The following is a 16,450-nucleotide window of genomic DNA, read 5'->3' as shown; positions in this document are numbered from 1 at the left end:
GAGTTAGTGTGGCTCCATCGGAAATGCCCTCGACGCGATGGAGACGTGCCATGGCCGCCACGACCACCCCGAACGCCCTCGTGAGCCGGACGCCGGGGGAGCAAGCGCCCGACCTGACCGACTACCGCGTCGTGCACCGCGCCATGACCATGGACATGACCCGCCTGGCGTCCGTGGCCGAGGAGCTGGTCCGGGCCCCGGATGGACGGCGCCTCCGGCTGCTGCGCCGCTACCTGCGCGGGGTCACCTCCGAGATCGTCAACCACCACCGGGTGGAGGATGACGACGTCTGGCCCCTGCTCGAGGAGATCGCCGGCGAGCGCACCGCGCTGGTCGCGCTCACCGAGGACCACGAGCGGCTCGACCCCCTGCTCGACCGGGCCGGGGTGCTCGCGACCGCCGAGGCGGCGACCCCGGAGCTCGCCGCGGTCCTGCGGGAGGTGGCGGACCTCCTCGTGCGCCACGTGGCCGACGAGGAGCGCGACGTCTTCCCGATCATCGTCGACCGGGTCCGGGTGGAGGACTACGCCCGGCTCCAGGAGTGGTTCCGCGGCACGCTCGGGCTCGCCACGCTCACGTTCGTGGTGCCCTGGGTGATCTGGCACGCCACCCCGGACGAGCGCTGAGGCGACTCCGTCGCACGTGAGTGAGTTGGGTCGTCATGACGACCCAACTCACTCACGTGGGCCGCAGGCCCCTCACAGGTCCGGCGGGCCGCCGAAGAGGGGCTCGTCGACGGCGCGGATCTCCTGGCCGGGCAGGCCCTCGGGGTGCTCGCGCCGCACCGACTCGAGGGCCGTCAGCGCGAGGTCGAGGTGGTGGCGCTTGGAGGCCTCGTAGAACTCCTGCGCGCCGGCGGCGAGCTTCGGCGACCCGTGGAGGGGCTTGTCCGAGACGCACAGCAGGGTGGCGTGGGGGACGCGGTAGCGGAAGCCGTTGGTCGCGATCGTCGCCGACTCCATGTCGACGGCGACGCTGCGGCTCAGGCGCATCGCGCGCAGCGCCGCCTGCTGGTTGAACTCCCAGTCGCGGTTGTCGGTGGTGTGCACGATGCCGAGGCGGTAGGGCCGGCCCGCGGCGGCCAGCGCGTCGAGCAGGAACGTGTTGAGCCGGTGGTTCGGGACCACGGGCACGTCGAGGGGCAGCACCTCGTCGAGGACGTGGTCGGCGCGCTGGTAGCCGGTGGCCAGCACGAAGTCGCCCTTCTGCTGGTGGTTCCGCAGCCCCCCGCAGTGCCCGATCATGATCATCGTGTCGGGTCGGAGCACCGCGATGTGGTCGGTCGCCGTCTTCGCGTTGGCCGGCCCGACCCCGATGTTCACGAGGCTCACGCCGTCGCCGGCCTCGGTGCGGTGGTGGTAGGCGGGCATCTGCATCCCGTCGCGCGCCGGCCGGTCCGCGTCGGGGAAGCGCTCGAGGAACGCCTCCACGTGCATCGCGTAGTTGGTGAAGAGCACGTGGCGCTGGAAGGCCGCGGCCGGGGTGCCGGTGTAGTGCCCGATCCGGTCCACCGAGAGCGCCATGCGCTCGGGGGAGAAGAGGAAGAGCTTCTTGGCCCGGATGTCGACGCGGTCCTCGTCGAGCGCGGCGAAGAACGCGGGGTCGTCGAACGGCGGCTGCGGGCGCGACGCCCGCGCGGTGATCCGCGCCCCGAGGGCGAGCAGGGACGCGAGCTCGCGGCACAGGTAGCGGTGGATGGCGCCCGCGCGGGCGAACTCGCCGTCGAGGCGCGGGTTGTGCGACGACCACGGCCGCTCGACCTCGAGCGCGCCGTACCACCCCGCCTCGTCGGCGTCGGCGAGCGTGGCGACGAGGGTCTCGGTGGCCTTCTCGACGTCGTCGGCGCTCAGCACGGCGCCGTCGACCGTCACGGGTTGGGGTCCGGACATGCCCGCATCGTCCCAGCACGCGGGGGCATCCCCGCGCGACGTCGCCGCCCCGGCGCCGGACGAGCCGAGGAGCGTGCGGATGACGGACCTGCTGCTGCGCAACGCGCGGATGACCGGCCGAGACGCGCCGGTCGACATCGCCGTCGAGGACGGGCGGATCGTGGCGATCGGAGCCGCTGATCACGACGCCCGGGAGACCGTCGACTGCGCCGGGGACGCGGTGATCCCCGGGCTGATCGAGCCGCACCTGCACCTCGACAAGGCGCTGCTCGACGCCCGGAGGCCGAACGTCGACGGCACGCTCGCCGGGGCGGTCGAGGTCACCCGGGAGCTCAAGCGCGGGTTCACCACCGAGGGGGTCCGCGCGCGGGCCGCCCAGGTCCTGGAGCAGGCCGTCGTCCACGGCACGACCGCGATCCGGGCGCACGCCGACGTCGACCCGGTCGTCGGGCTGCTCGGTCTCGAGGTGCTGCTCGGGCTCCGGGAGTCCCACGCCGACCTCGTCGACCTGCAGGTCGTCGCGTTCCCGCAGGAGGGCATCCTCCAGAGCCCGGGCACCGAGGACCTGCTCGTCGAGGGCCTGCGCGCCGGTGCCGACGTCGTCGGCGGCTGCAGCTACATGGAGGCGACGCCCGAGGAGTGTCGCGAGCACGTGGACCGCGTGTTCGCGCTGGCCGAGCGGTTCGGGGTGCCCGTCGACCTGCACGCCGACTTCGCCGACGACACCTCCGACCCCCGCTACGCCCTCGCCGCGGCCATCGCCGACCGCACCCGCGCCCACGGCATGGCGGGCCGGGTGACCGTCGGGCACATGACGTCGCTGGCGAGCCTGGGCGCCGACGCGCGGAAGCGCACCGTCGCCGACCTCGCCGACGCCGGCGTCGCCGTCGTGGTGCTCCCCGCCACCGACGTGCACCTGGGCGGGCGCTCCGACGACGCGAACGTGCGCCGGGGGATCGCCCCCGTGCGCGACCTGCTCGACGCCGGCGTGCGCACCGGCCTGTCGTCGAACAACATCCGCAACGGCTTCACCCCGTTCGGCAACGCCGACGTCCTCGAGATCGCGCTGTTCCTCGCCCAGACCGCGCACCTGGGCGGCCCGGACGACCTGGCGAGGCTGATCCGCATGGCGACCGACGACGCCGCGCGGATCCTCGGGATCGGGGACGAGTACGGCCTGCACGTCGGCGCCGTCGCCGACCTCGTCCTGCTGGCCGCACCCACCGCCACCGACGCCCTGCTCGACCGCGCGCACCGCCGGGCCGTGGTCAGGCGGGGCCGTGTCGTCGCGACCACCGAGCACACCACGCGGATGTACCGCTGAGGGCTACGAGCGCTGCGGGCTCGGCGCTGTCCGCCGGGCGACCTCGGCGGCACCGGGACCCGAGAGCGCGTCCAGCCCCACCGGGCGGCCGGTGGCGACGAGCAGCAGCTCGCCGATCGGCCCCCGCACCTCGGGGCCCTCGCCCCGCGCCCAGTCGGCGTCGGTCGCGACGGCCCGGACGCCCGCGAACCGCTTCTTCGTGCCCCAGACCGGGCTGCCCCAGCAGGCGTCGATCACGAGCAGCACCCGCTCGACGGGCATCGGCCGCACGAGGCCGAGGGGCCGGGTGATGTCCTGGGCGTGGACCAGGACGTCGTCCAGCGGGTCGGTGGGTCCGCTGAGCCCCAGCCGGTGCGGGACGTCGGCCGTGGCGCGCAGCCGCTCGAGGAGCGCCGCGGGGCTCATGGCGGCGGCGCGCTCGCGGGCCTCCCGGTCGAACACCGCGTTCATGTCGCCGCGGGCCCGGACGACCTCGACGAGCAGGGGCAGCGTCTTCTCCTCCACCGAGAAGGTCAGGTGCGCGAGGACGTCGTGCGCGGTCCACCTCCCGCAGAGCGACGGGGTCGCCCAGGCGGCGTCGTCGAGGGTCTCGAGCTGGTCGGCGAGGTCGCGGCGCTCCGCCGCCACGTGGGGCAGGAACTCGTCGATGTAGCGGCGCTGGGCGGCTCGCATGGGGGCCTGCCTCTCGGGTCGGGGTCACTCGGGAGGTGGACGGTCGCCGGGGCGGGAACTCATCGCTGCCCCGCGAACCCGTGCGGCGACATCGAGCGCGGGACGATCAGCCGGTGACGAGGAGTCGGGCCGCGTGACATCGTGGTCGGCACCACAACGTTCGCTCCCGGAGGTCGACGTGACGGCGCCCGCCCAGCCCCTCGTGCCCAGCTACACGTCGGGGATCTCCGACATCCCCCTGCTCGGGGACACGATCGGCGACAACCTCGACCGCACGGCGGGCGCCCGCCCGGACGCCGAGGCCCTGGTCGACCGCACCCGCGGCGAGCGCTACACGTGGACGGAGTTCGTCGCGGAGGTCGACGCGCTGGCGCTGGGCCTGCTCGAGCTCGGGGTGGCCGTCGGCGACCGCGTGGGCATCTGGGCGCCGAACTGCTCGCCGTGGACGCTGCTGCAGTACGCCACCGCCAAGATCGGCGCGATCCTGGTCAACATCAACCCGGCGTACCGCACCCACGAGCTGGCGTTCGTGCTCGACCAGGCCGGGGTGTCGCTGCTGGTGGCCGCGCGCAGCTTCAAGAGCTCGGACTACGCGGCGATGATCGAGGAGGTCCGCGGCGACCGTCCGGCCCTGCAGCGTGTCGTGATCATCGACTCCGACGAGTGGACGGGTCTGTTCGACCGCTCCGGGGACGTCGCCCGCGTGCGCGCGGTCCAGGCGGAGCTCACCCCGGACGACCCGATCAACATCCAGTACACGTCCGGGACGACGGGCTTCCCCAAGGGCGCGACGCTCTCGCACCACAACATCCTCAACAACGGCTTCTTCGTCGGGCAGCTCATCGGCTACTCCGACGCCGACCGCGTGTGCATCCCGGTGCCCTTCTACCACTGCTTCGGCATGGTCATGGGCAACCTCGCCTGCACCAGCTCCGGCGCGACGATGGTCATCCCGGCGCCCGGGTTCGACCCCACGCTCACGCTCGAGGCGGTCGCGCAGGAGCGCTGCACCTCGCTCTACGGCGTGCCGACGATGTTCATCGCCGAGCTGGGCCTGGACGACTTCGAGTCCTACGACCTGACCAGCCTGCGCACCGGGATCATGGCCGGCTCGCCGTGCCCCATCGAGGTGATGAAGCAGGTCGTCGAGCGGATGGGCATGAGCGAGGTCGCGATCTCCTACGGGATGACCGAGACCAGCCCCGTCTCGACCCAGACCCGCACCGACGACTCGCTGGACCGCCGGGTGTCGACGGTCGGGCGCACCATGCCCCACCTCGAGTCGAAGATCGTCGACCCGGAGACCGGGCGCACCGTGCCCCGCGGCGAGCCCGGCGAGCTGTGCACCCGCGGGTACTCGGTGATGCTCGGCTACTGGGAGCAGCCCGAGAAGACCGCCGAGGTGATCGACCGCGCCCGCTGGATGCACACCGGCGACCTCGGCGTCATGGACGACGAGGGCTACATCAACATCACCGGCCGGATCAAGGACATGGTCATCCGCGGTGGGGAGAACATCTACCCGCGCGAGATCGAGGAGTTCCTCTACACGCACCCGGACATCATCGACGCGCAGGTCATCGGGGTGCCCGACGAGCGCTACGGCGAGGAGCTCATGGCGTGGGTGCGCCAGAAGCCGAACACCGAGCCCCTCACCGCCGAGTCGATCCGGGAGTTCTCCTCGGGCCGCCTCGCCCACTACAAGATCCCGCGCTACGTCCGTGTCGTCGAGGAGTTCCCGATGACGGTCACGGGCAAGGTCCGCAAGGTCGAGATGCGCGCCGAGTCCGTCGAGCTCCTCGGCCTCGCGAACACCGCGACGGCCTGAGGCGGCCCGCGTCCACCTGCTCGCTCCGCCCGGGCGGCGCCCGCTCAGCCGAATCGCGGTACCCGGGCGGGGATAAGCTGGACGTCAGCGCTCCGGCGGTCGCCGGGGCGCTTCTTCGTCGTGAGCAGGCTCAGCGCAGAGAACGGGAGACGACGGTGCCGACCGGCAAGGTCAAGTGGTACGACGCCGAGAAGGGCTTCGGCTTCCTCACCCAGGAGGGTGGGGCCGACGTCTACGTGCCCAAGGGGGCGCTCCCGCGTGAGGTGGAGGCGCTCAAGTCCGGGCAGCGCGTCGAGTTCGGCATCGCCGAGGGCCGGCGCGGGCCGCAGGCGCTGCAGGTCCGCCTCGTCGACCCCTTGCCCTCGGTGGCCGAGGCCGCCCGCCGCTCGCCCGACGAGCTCCACGGCCTCATCGACGACATGATCAAGGTTCTGGAGGCCCGGGTCCAGCCCGACCTGCGCCGCGGCCGCTACCCGGACCGCCGGCACACCAAGCAGCTGGCCGAGGTCGTGCGCGCGGTGGCCCGGGAGCTCGAGGGCTGACGCCACGTGAGTGTTCCGGGTCGTCCTGGCGACCCGGAACACTCACGTGGGCCGGAGGCCCCTCAGTTCGCCGGGACCGCCGGGGTCGACGTGGCCGGGATCGGGGCGCTGGTCTCGGTGGTCGCCGGAGGTGTCGCCGAGGTCGGCGCCGCGGCCGCGCCCGGCACCACCAGCTCGGGCAGCAGCGGCTGGCGCGGTGTGCCTCCTCCGCCGACGCTGGTGGGGGAGTTGTTGTCGACGGCGGCGAGGGCCTGGCGGAGGCGCTGGATGTCGCGGCTCCACGCGTTCGCGGAGCTGGCGTAGACCTCGAAGTCCATGCCGTAGTCGCTGCGGAACTGCGTGCGGGTGTTCCCGCCCGGGCCGTTCTCCGCGTTGAGCGCGAAGGACGGGCCGTAGGTGTCGTCGACGACGTAGGCGCCGTAGTTCTGCAGCGTCCAGGCGATCTGGCGCCCGGGCTCGGTGGTCAGGCCCAGCGACGCGATGTCCACGGTCGGCGGGATGGCGAGCAGCGAGCCCATGCGCATCGCGGTGTTGGTGTTGCCGCCGACCGAGCCGTACCAGCCGACCGCGTAGCTGTCGGACTTCACCGCGGGCCAGCGGAAGCACTCGGCGCGCGTCGCGCACTGGGCCAGCTCGGCGCGGGCGTACAGGTTGATCTTCAGGGTGTGCCGGGGGCCCTCGGTGGTGCCGGGGCGCAGTTCGCCGACGCGGATCGAGCCGCCGAGCCCGCTCATGCCCGAGCCACCGTGGGAGCCCTGGATGCCGGGGCCGTAGATGTCCTGGTCGGGGTACCGCACGTAGCTCGAGGCGGGCCCGCCGGCGACGCAGCGCGCCAGCGGCTGGGTCGACACCACCGTCCGGCCGTCGGCGGCGAGGAACGACGCGCTCTCGTTCTTGTTGTTGCTCGGCAGCACATAGCTCGCCGGGATCGGCACGGTGGCGAGGGTGGTCTGCTGGAGCTTGCACCGGTCCCCGCCCCACCCGCCGGAGCTCGCCCGGATCGGGGTCAGCGGGGCGGTCGGGGTGAGCACGATCGGCTCGTCGTCGATCTGGGGGACCCGCGCGCCCGTGGAGCCGCCGGGCAGCGCGGGCAGGTTCGCAGGCACGTACACGGCGTCGCTGCCGATCGGCATGTTCCAGATCGAGGTCGACGCGAACGGCTGGCGCAGCGGGTCACGCCCGCCGGTCGGGGGCGGGGTGGTCGTGGTCGGCGGGGTCGTGGTGGTCGTCGTCGGTGGTGTCGTGGTCGTGGTGGTCGGCGGCGTGGTCGTCGTGGTGGTCGGGGTGGTGGTGGTCGTGGGGGTGGAGACGGCCGGGACGGTCCAGCGCTGCGCCGTCGCCGTCGAGCACCCGGTGATGACCACCGCGGTGCCGGGCGTGGCGCCGTTGCGCTGCGGGGCGAGGCACCGGTTCGCCTTCTGGTTGAGGATCGTCCCGTCGGTCCGGACCGACCACCGCTGCGACGTCGCCTCGGTGCGGCAGGCCGCGAGGACGACGGCCGTGTTGTTGCCGGACCCGCCGCCCGCGGTGTCCAGGCACAGGCCCGCCGGGGTCCGGATCGACCCGTCCGACCAGCGGCTGAACTGCTGGGCCGCCGCCGTGGTGGGGCCGCAGGTGTTCACCGTGATGCGGCTGCCCGGCGCCGTCGCGCTGTTCGGGTTCTCGAGACACCGGTCGGCGGCGTTCCGGAACTGGCCGAGGACGGTGTCGGCCACCGCCGTCGGTGCCACCACGACGGAGACGACCGCGAGGACGGCGCCGAGCACGGCGGACGCGGCGAGCGAGCGCCGCGCGTGACGCCGGCCGTGGACGGACGAAGGAGTGGTCGGTGTCGTCACCAGTCGGTCCCCCCAAGGCTCCGGCAGTCGCGACAGCGTTCAGTAACAGAACTGTCACGGGAAGGGCCGTATGGGTGACATGGGGGGTGGCGCAGAGGCGCTGACCAGCGACAGGTCGCAATCGGTCAGCGCCTCTGCTCCGTTCGGTGGCCTCAGTTGGCCGGAACGGCCGGGGTGGAGGTGACGGGCCCGGGGGCACTGGTCTCCGTCGTCGCCGGCGGGGTCGGGATCGTCGGCGGGATCGAGATCAGCGGCTCGACGAGCTCGGGCAGCAGCGGCTGGCGCGGCGTGCCGCCCCCGCCCACGGAGGACGGGCCGTTGTTGTCGACGACCTGGAGCGCCTGGCGGATGCGCTGGATGTCGCGGCTCCAGGCGTTCGCGGAGCTGGCGTAGACCTCGAAGTCCATCCCGTAGTCGCTGCGGAACTGCGTGCGGGTGTTCCCGCCCGGGCCGTTCTCCGCGTTGAGCGCGAAGGACGGGCCGTAGGTGTCGTCGACGACGTAGGCGCCGTAGTTCTGCAGCGTCCAGGCGATCTGGCGCCCGGGCACCGTGGTCAGGCCCATGTTCGCGATGTTCACCGACGGCGGGATGGCGAGCAGCGCCCCCATGCGCATCGCGGTGTTCGTGTTGCCGCCGTTGGCGCCGTACCAGCCGACCGCGTAGCTGTCGGACTTCACCGCGGGCCAGCGGAAGCACTCGGCGCGCGTCGCGCACTGGGCGAGCTCGGCGCGGGCGTACAGGTTGATCTTCAGGGTGTGCCGGGGGCCCTCGGTGGTGCCGGGGCGCAGTTCGCCGACGCGGATCGAGCCGCCGAGCCCGCTCATGCCCGAGCCACCGTGGGAGCCCTGGATGCCGGGGCCGTAGATGTCCTGGTCGGGGTACCGCACGTAGCTCGTCGCCGGCCCACCCGCGGCGCACCGGGCCAGCGGCTGGGTCTGCACGACCGTGCGCCCGTCGGCGGCGAGGAACGCGGCGCTCTGGTTCTTGTTGTCGCTCGGCAGGACGTAGTTCGCCGGGATGGGCACGGTGGCGAGCGTCGTCGGGTTGGTGACGCACCGGTTGCCGCCCCACCCGCCGGGGCTCGCCAGGATCGGGGTCAGCGGCGCCGTGGGCGTCAGCACCAGCGGCTCGTCGTCGACCTGCGGCACGCGGGCGCCGGTGCTGCCCCCGGGGAGCGCCGGCAGGTTCGCCGGCCGGTAGACCGCGCCGCTGCCGATCGGCATGTTCCAGATCGAGTTCGACGCGAACGGCTGGCGGATCGGGTCGCGCCCGGCCGCGGGCGGCGTGGTGGTGGTCGTCGTCGGCGGGACGGTCGTGGTCGTCGTCGTGGTGGTCGTGGTCGGGCGCGTGGTGGTGGTCGTCGGCGGGACGGTCGGCGTCGAGGCCGCGGGGACGCTCCAGCGCATCGCCGTCGACGTGGTGCAGGCCGCGATCACCATGCGCGTGCCGCTCGTCGCCGAGTTGTTCAGCGGGGCGAGGCAGCGGACGGCCTGCCGGTTGATCACGAGCCCGTCGGTACGGACCACCCAGTGCTGGGTCTGCAGGGCCGGGTTGCACGCCTGCAGCACCACCGAGGTGCCGGCCGCGGTCGCGTTGTTGAGGGTGCCGAGGCACCGCCCGGCCGGCGTCCTGATCGACTCGTCGACGGTCCAGCGGCTGAACTGCTGCGCCTGGTTGGTCGCGGTCCCGCAGACGTTGATCTGGATCTTGTTGTTCGTCGTCGTCGCGTTGTTGAGGTTCTCCAGGCACCGTCCGGCGGCGTTGCGGAACTGGCCGAGGACGGTCGCCGCGTCGGCGCTCGGGGCCGTGGTGACCGTCGAGAGCGCCAGGACGGCGGCGACGAGGACGCCCAGCGTGGCCAGCACGCGGGGCGCTCGTCCGTGGACCGTGGGCGTGCGTCGAGTGGCCATCAGGCAGCTTCCCCCCGGAGAGTCGCCTGTGCTGTCGCAGACGCTCACTCCAGTGTTACTGGTGAGACAGAACTATACGAGTGAGGCGCGCGGGCATCACTCGATGAGGTGTCGCTGGACCGGGTGTGGTTAGCCCTGGGTCAGCGATCGTCGACGCTGAGCACCCACGTGGCCCGCGTCGCGAACTCGAGGCCGTTCGGTCCCTGGCTGATGCGCGCCCCGTACTGCTGGACCTCGGCGCTCTCGAGCTGGTCCGCCGCGGCCGGCAGGACGAGCGTGAAGGCCGGGGTGGTGCCGGGCGCGAAGACCGGGCTGCGGCCCTGCTGGACCGCCCCGGTGGCGTCGCGGAAGGTGAACGCGAGCTGCCACGGCGTGCTCGCGACCTCCTCGGGGACGGTGACGGTCAGCGGGGTGTTCGGCGGGACCCGCAGGACGCCGGCCGCCTCGGGGTCGGAGCCGCAGTCGGTGACCTGGATGTCGCAGAACTGGCTGGCGCCGACCTCCACGCGCGCCCCGCCCGCGCCGAAGACGACGTCGCCGGGGGAGGACGGCCCGGCGGTGGCGCGCACGACGAGGACGACCACCACCGCGACGACGACCAGCACCGCCAGCCCGATCAGCACCTGGGTGCGACGGGAGAGCGCCCTCACCGCCCCACCCCGTCCTCGGGGTCGACCACGCCTGCGCTCCGTCTCCGCGGCAGCATCGACGAACCCCGGCTGATCAGCACGGTCTGCACGGTACCGAGGGCCACCACGACCGCGATCACGGTGAACCCGATCCACCACGTCGGCGGCAGCAGGACACCGAGCGCGCCGCCGAACACCCACGAGAGCTGCAGGATCGTCTCGGAGCGGCCGAACGCCGACGCCCGGCTCGCCTCGGGGACGTCGCGCTGGACGACGGCGTCCAGGCACACCTTGAGCAGCGCACTCGTCGTCGCGGCGACGAGCGCGGCGACCGCGGCGGTGGTGAGCCCGGTGACCCACGCGGCGACGACGACGGCCGCGAGGGCGAGCACGAGGCTCACGATGATCAGGATCTGCGGGCGCTCGAAGCGTTGTCGGGCCCCGACGAAGTTGCCGAGGAACCCGCCCGCCCCGGCGGCGGCGCCGACCACGCCGAGCAGGATCAGCTGATCGCCCGGCGCGCCCTGGGTCTCGTTCTTGACCACGAATGCCGAGAACAGCATGAGGAAGCCGGTGAGGCTGCGGATGGTGCCGTTCGCCCAGAGGGCGGTGACGACGTCGCGCCCCATCCGTGCGCGCCGGGGTTCGGGCTCCCGCCCGGGGATCGGCAGGAGCGTCGTCGGGACCTCGCCCTCGGTGACCTCCACCCACGCCGGGATCCGCAGGCAGAGCCACACCGCGGCCAGGCAGATCACCGCGGTGAGCCACGCGGCGCCGGGCGAGCCGAAGAGCCAGGCGATCCCGGCCGCGACCGCCCCGGCGACCCCGGACGCGACGAGCCCGAAGACGGTGAGCCGGGAGTTGGTGGTCACGAGCGTGATGCCGGGTGGGAGCACGCGTGGGGTCACGGCCGCCTTGAGCACGCCGAACGACTTCGACAGCACCATGATCCCCAGGGCGGCCGGATAGAGCACCCAGGTGTCCATCCACAGCGCGAGCACGACGGCGAGCACGCCCTGCCCGGCGGTCGAGGCCGCCATCGCCGCGCGCCGGCCGTGCTGGAGGCGGTCGAGCGCCGGACCGATGACCGGGGCCACGAGCGCGAACGGGGCGACGGTGATGAGCAGGTAGAGCGCGACCTTGCCCTTGCTCTCGGCGCTGGCGGCCGAGAAGAACAGGGTGTTGGCCAGAGCGACGGCGAGGGCCGCGTCGGAGGCGTAGTTCGCCATCCAGGCGTAGGTCAGGGCGGTGAGCCCGGAGCGGTCGGCGCCGTCGGCGGACGCGGCGCGGTGGAACGCCTGCGCGCCCCGCTGGGTCAGGCGCCGGGCCCGCCAGGCCGCGACCCGCGTGACCGTGATCTTGCGGGGACCGGGGTCGTCGTCGGGGCCCCCGTCGTCCGGCGGCCCGGCGGGCGTGTCCGTGCCGGTGCCGGGCTCCTCGGGGAACGGGCGGGTCTGGCGGGCCGTGGGGGGCAGCCGCCCGGGCCGGCGCGGCGGCGGGGGACCGTACGGATGGTGCCCGGACCCCGGCGGCGGGGTGGGCGGCGGCCGGTGGCGCGGGTCGTCGCCGGGCGGGCGCCGGAACGGTCCGGTCACGGGCCCATGATGACCGACCGGAGCGCCGGCCGGGACACCCTCGGTGACCGCGGGGCGACCGGGCGTGGCGGTAGGGGGGACCGGTCCCGGCTCCTGCGTCCCGTCGGGCACCGCGACCCCTCACCCTCGGCGGCGACACCCCGACCGACCGGTCCAGCCATCCCTGCCCCCCGGGCTGCGGAACCCCCGACAACGTCGCCCGCCTCTCGCGCACCGCCGGGTGACGGGCACAATCGACGACGTGGTCCCCGAGCTCGCCGACCCGACGTCCGCCACCGACACCCACGACGCCCACGACGCCCACGACACAGCCGATCCGTCGGAGACACCCGTGGCCGCCCACCTGGCCGCCGCGGGCGATCTCGCGCGCGTGGCGGCCATCGAGACCGCCGACGGCGACGCCGATCAGGTCGGCGAGGTCGTCGCGGTGCGCGGCGAGGACGTCCCCGACGCCGCGACCCACTACTTCGCGGCCGACAAGCCCGGGTACCGCGGCTGGTACTGGGCCGTCACCGTCGCCGGCCCCGAGAGCGACGTGAACGTCAGCGAGGTCGTCCTGCTGCCCGGGCCGGAGTCCGTGGTCGCGCCGAGCTGGGTGCCGTGGCACGAGCGGGTGCGCGCCGAGGACCTCGGCCCCGGCGACCTGCTGCCGGTCGAGGAGGACGACGAGCGTCTCGTCCCCGCCCACGCGGTGCTCGACGCCGACGACGAGGACCTCCCCGCCGACGAGGTCGTGCCCGGGCCCGGCGTCCGCGAGGTCGGCGACGAGCTCGGGATGGGCCGCCCCCGCGTGATGAGCCGCGAGGGACGTCTGGACGCGGCGGTGCGCTGGTCCGACGGTGACTTCGGGCCCGGGGCCGACATGGCCCGCGCGGCGTCGGCGCACTGCGGGACCTGCGGGTTCTACCTGCCCGTCGCCGGCTCGCTGCGCGCCGCGTTCGGGGTGTGCGGCAACGGCAACGTCCCGGCCGACGGCCACGTGGTGCACGCCGAGTACGGCTGCGGCGGGCACTCCGAGCTGCAGGTCGACAGCGGATCGATCATCGCGGTCGCGGACCTCGTCTACGACGACGGCGTCGAGATGGACTCCGAGCCCGCCGGATCGCGTCGCTAGACCGATGCCGACCGGGGACACGGCCGCCCTGGGCTACGCCGACCCGTTCGACACCGCCTCGCTGCGGCGCGCGGTGCTCGACGCCTGGACCGCCTCCCCGGCGCGCTTCCGCGAGGACGCCAACGCGGAGGAGGACCTCCTGCGCGGGGGCTACCGCGACCGGTGGTTCGTCGAGCTCGCGCAGAACGCCGCCGACGCCGCCGAGCGCGCCGGGATCACCACGACCCTGCGGGTGCGGGCGGTCGACGGTGTCCTGCACGTCGCGAACGCGGGCGCCCCGCTGGACGCCGACGGCGTCGCGGGCCTGGCCTCCCTGCGCGCGTCGGCCAAGCGCGGGTCCGGGGGTGTCGGGCGCTTCGGGGTCGGCTTCGCGGCGGTGACGGCGATCAGCGACGCCCCCCGGGTCGTGACCCGCGACGGCGGCGTCGTCTTCGACCGCGCCCGCACCGCGCGCGCCGTCGCCGACACCGGAGCACCGGGCCTCGCCGACGAGCTGGCGCGACGGGACGGCGCGGCGCCGGCCCTGCGGCTGGTGTGGCCCACCGGACCCGGCGAGGCGGAGCTCCCGCCGGGCGCCGACACGGAGGTCCGGCTGCCGCTGCGCGACGGTCTCGACGCCGACGACCTCGTGGCCGTCGCGGCGGCGCAGGCGCCCGACCTCCTGCTCGCCCTGCCCGCGCTGGCGGCGGTCGACCTGCCCGACGGGATCGTGCGGCGCACGGGTGACATCGAGGACGAGGAGGGCGACACGGTCCGTGTCGGCGCTCGGCGGTGGTACGTCGTGCGTGCCGAGGGCGAGGTGCCGTCCGCGCTGCTCGCCGGCCTCGCCGTCGAGGACCGCGCCCGCACGGTCTGGCGGGCCACCTGGGCGCTGCCCGGGGACGGGGTGCTCGCCGGGCCCGAGCGCCCGGACGTCCTGCACGCGCCGACCCCCACCGACGAGCGGACCACGCTGCCGGCCCGGTTGCTGGCCACCGTGCCGCTCGACCCCGACCGCCGCCACGTGCGCGACGGCCCGGTCACCGAGCACGTCCTCGCCGCCGCCGCCGCGCGCTACCCCGACCTCGTGCGGACCCGCCCCGCCGAGGAGCGCCCCGCCCTCGTCCCCGCGGCCGCGCTGCCCGCGTCGGCGGTCGACGCGACCCTGCGCGACGCGGTGCTCGGCGCGCTGCGGACCGCGCCGTGGTTGCCGCCCGCCTCGGGCGCCGAGGACCTCCCGCCCGCCGGCGCGCAGGTCCTCGACCTCGACCCCGCGGGCCCGCCCGAGGTCCTCGCCGCGCTCGCGGAGCGGCTCGCGGACGTCCTGCCGGGGCTCGTGGACGCCCGCCTCGCCGCGCCCCGGCACGCCGCCGCCCTGGCCGCGGTCGGCGTCGCCCGCGTGGGTCCGGCGGCGCTGGTCGACGCGCTCACCGGGCTGGACCGGCCGGTGCCGTGGTGGCGCGGTGTGCTCGCGGGCCTCGCCGCCCTGCCCGGGCTCACCGCGCCCGGGACGCGCGCGGAGCTCGCGGGCCTGCCGGTGCCGCTGGCCGACGGCCGGGTGGTCGCCGGCGCGCGCAGTGTCCTGCTGACCGGCGGCGACGAGGCGCTCGCCGCCCGCCTCGCCGCGGCCGCGATCCCGGGGCTGCGCGTGGCCGCACCCGGCCTCGACGACGACCCCGCGGCCCGCGAGCTGCTCGTGGCCCTCGGCGCGCGGCCCCTCGAGGGACCCGCGCTGCTGGCCGACCCGGCGCTGCGCGAGGCCGTCGACCGATCCGTGGACGACGCGGAGGAGGGCCCCGACGCCGACGGGCGGGCCCGGCTCGACGCCCTCGCCGCGCTGGTGCTGGACCTGGTCGCGGACGGCCACGCCGAGCAGGACCTCGGTGCCCTGGCCCTGCGCGACACCGCGGGCGGGTACCGCCGCGCCGACGAGCTCGTCCTGCCCGAGGGCCTGCTGCGCGGGCTGGTCGACCCGGACGGCCCGCTCGGGGTGCTCGACCCGGCGGCCGCGGACGCGCACCCGCGCCACGCGCTGATCGCCGTCGGCGTGCTCGACGGGTTCGCCGTCCTGCGCGACGACGCCCCCGCCGGCCCGGACCACGACCTCGACGACGAGGAGACGTGGTGGGCCGAGGAGGTCGATCCCGCCGCCGACCACGGGGGCGACGGCCCGGACCCGGGACCGCTGGTCGCCGTCCGGGACCTCGAGCTCGTCGCCGACGACCGCTGGGACGCCGCGTGGCCGGTGCTCGCCGCCGACCGCGAGGTCCGCGAGGCCCTGGGCGGCGCCCGCCCCGTCGAGGCCGCCGGCGATGCCCGGCCCTGGCCGTACACGGCGTGGTGGCTCGGGCGACACGGACGCCTGGCCGGGCAGCCGCCGACGGCCTGGCGCCTGCCCGGGGCGACCGCGGTGGAGGGCCTCTACGACCCGGTGCCCGACGACGTCGCGGCCCGCCTGGACCCGGCGCTCCTCGCGGCCGTCGGGGTGCGCGTCGAGGCCCGGGTGCGGTGCGCCGAGGACGCGGCCGACCTGCTCGCCCGCCTCGCCGACCCCGCCCGCACCGTGCCCCCGGCGCGCGCGGCCGCCGCGCACGCCGCGCTGGCCGAGGCCGTCGCCGCCGGCCGGGTCGCCGTCGCCGACGTCGACCCGCCGGACCGCGTCCGCACGGCCGACGGTGGTGTCCGCGACGCCGCCCCGGGACGCGCCGTGCCGCCCGCGGTCCTCGACCGCGCCCAGCTCGTCGCGGTGCTCCCGCCCGCCGCGCTCGTGCTGCCCGGCACGGGCGACCCGGCGGTGCTCGCCGACCTGCTCGACCTCGCGCCGGCCTCCGAGCGGGTGCGCGTGACGGTGCGTGAGGGCGGCCGCGCCGTGCCGTGGGACCAGATGCCGGCGGCCGTCGCCTGGGCGGCGGCGCTGGGCCGCCCGCTGCCCGAGGGCGTGCTGGTGCTCCACGACCGCCTGCGCGTGCTCGTCGTCGACGACGACCGCGGCGGCGCCCCCGTCGAGTACACCCCGACCGCGTGGGTCGACGACGCCGGCGCCGTGCACGCCGACGACCCGGTGCGCGGGCTGGTCGCCGCTCTGTCGTCCTAGAGGAGCGGACCGGGCCTGTCCGCCCCTCTCGGGAGG

12 protein-coding genes are annotated in these 16,450 nt (G+C 75.1%); 6 read left to right on the top strand and 6 right to left on the bottom strand.

From position 1 onward, the window contains the following. Positions 1–50 precede the first annotated feature (50 nt). A complete protein-coding gene (locus tag OG774_RS15160; RefSeq protein WP_328301843.1) occupies positions 51–626 on the top strand; it encodes a hemerythrin domain-containing protein in 576 nt (191 codons plus the stop codon). 72 nt (positions 627–698) lie between these two features. Here the strand turns inward: OG774_RS15160 and OG774_RS15155 are convergent, their stop codons facing one another. Beyond that, the gene (locus OG774_RS15155; RefSeq protein ID WP_328301841.1) at positions 699–1,889 is read right to left on the bottom strand and encodes a phosphorylase family protein; all 1,191 of its coding nucleotides are present in this window, start codon (positions 1,887–1,889) and stop codon (positions 699–701) included. Between the two features lie 79 nt (positions 1,890–1,968). Between OG774_RS15155 and OG774_RS15150 the strand changes: the two genes are divergently transcribed. Then, on the top strand, positions 1,969–3,213 hold the full coding sequence (locus tag OG774_RS15150; protein ID WP_328301839.1) for an amidohydrolase family protein: 1,245 nt from the start codon (positions 1,969–1,971) through the stop codon (positions 3,211–3,213). 3 nt (positions 3,214–3,216) lie between these two features. Here the strand turns inward: OG774_RS15150 and OG774_RS15145 are convergent, their stop codons facing one another. Then, positions 3,217–3,885, bottom strand: coding sequence for a maleylpyruvate isomerase family mycothiol-dependent enzyme (locus OG774_RS15145; RefSeq protein WP_328301837.1), 669 nt, complete (start codon positions 3,883–3,885; stop codon positions 3,217–3,219). Between the two features lie 178 nt (positions 3,886–4,063). On the opposite strand from OG774_RS15145, the gene OG774_RS15140 reads away from it, so the two are divergent. Then, on the top strand, positions 4,064–5,713 hold the full coding sequence (locus OG774_RS15140; RefSeq protein WP_328301835.1) for an AMP-binding protein: 1,650 nt from the start codon (positions 4,064–4,066) through the stop codon (positions 5,711–5,713). Between the two features lie 155 nt (positions 5,714–5,868). Further along, on the top strand, positions 5,869–6,255 hold the full coding sequence (locus tag OG774_RS15135) for a cold-shock protein (RefSeq protein ID WP_274192625.1): 387 nt from the start codon (positions 5,869–5,871) through the stop codon (positions 6,253–6,255). Positions 6,256–6,317: 62 nt separating this feature from the next. Here the strand turns inward: OG774_RS15135 and OG774_RS15130 are convergent, their stop codons facing one another. The 4 genes from OG774_RS15130 to OG774_RS15115 all read right to left on the bottom strand — a co-directional run bounded on the left by OG774_RS15130 (position 6,318) and on the right by OG774_RS15115 (position 12,227). Next, entirely contained in the window at positions 6,318–8,093 is a 1,776-nt protein-coding gene (locus OG774_RS15130; RefSeq protein WP_328301832.1) for an RICIN domain-containing protein, read from the bottom strand. Positions 8,094–8,245: 152 nt separating this feature from the next. Next, positions 8,246–10,003: an RICIN domain-containing protein gene (locus OG774_RS15125; protein WP_328301830.1), complete on the bottom strand. Its 1,758-nt coding sequence runs from the start codon at positions 10,001–10,003 to the stop codon at positions 8,246–8,248. Between the two features lie 140 nt (positions 10,004–10,143). Further along, complete coding sequence (locus tag OG774_RS15120) at positions 10,144–10,653, bottom strand: DUF2771 family protein (RefSeq protein ID WP_328301828.1); 510 nt, start codon at positions 10,651–10,653, stop codon at positions 10,144–10,146. Beyond that, positions 10,650–12,227: an MFS transporter gene (locus OG774_RS15115; protein WP_328301826.1), complete on the bottom strand. Its 1,578-nt coding sequence runs from the start codon at positions 12,225–12,227 to the stop codon at positions 10,650–10,652. Before OG774_RS15115 ends, OG774_RS15120 begins: the two co-directional genes overlap by 4 nt. A 241-nt stretch (positions 12,228–12,468) precedes the next feature. Between OG774_RS15115 and OG774_RS15110 the strand changes: the two genes are divergently transcribed. Together OG774_RS15110 and OG774_RS15105 are read left to right on the top strand one after the other, a co-directional pair. Next, a complete protein-coding gene (locus OG774_RS15110; protein ID WP_442873879.1) occupies positions 12,469–13,341 on the top strand; it encodes a DUF3027 domain-containing protein in 873 nt (290 codons plus the stop codon). A gap of 4 nt (positions 13,342–13,345) precedes the next feature. Next, positions 13,346–16,414 carry a sacsin N-terminal ATP-binding-like domain-containing protein gene (locus OG774_RS15105; RefSeq protein WP_328301824.1) on the top strand — a complete coding sequence of 1,023 codons (3,069 nt, stop codon included), beginning with the start codon at positions 13,346–13,348 and terminating at the stop codon, positions 16,412–16,414. Positions 16,415–16,450 lie beyond the last annotated feature (36 nt).

It is taken from the genome of Actinomycetospora sp. NBC_00405, assembly GCF_036044095.1.
Taxonomy (GTDB): Bacteria; Actinomycetota; Actinomycetes; order Mycobacteriales; family Pseudonocardiaceae; genus Actinomycetospora; species Actinomycetospora callitridis.
Note: the sequence above shows the minus strand (reverse complement) of the source record. Positions and strands in the feature narration are given on the sequence as shown.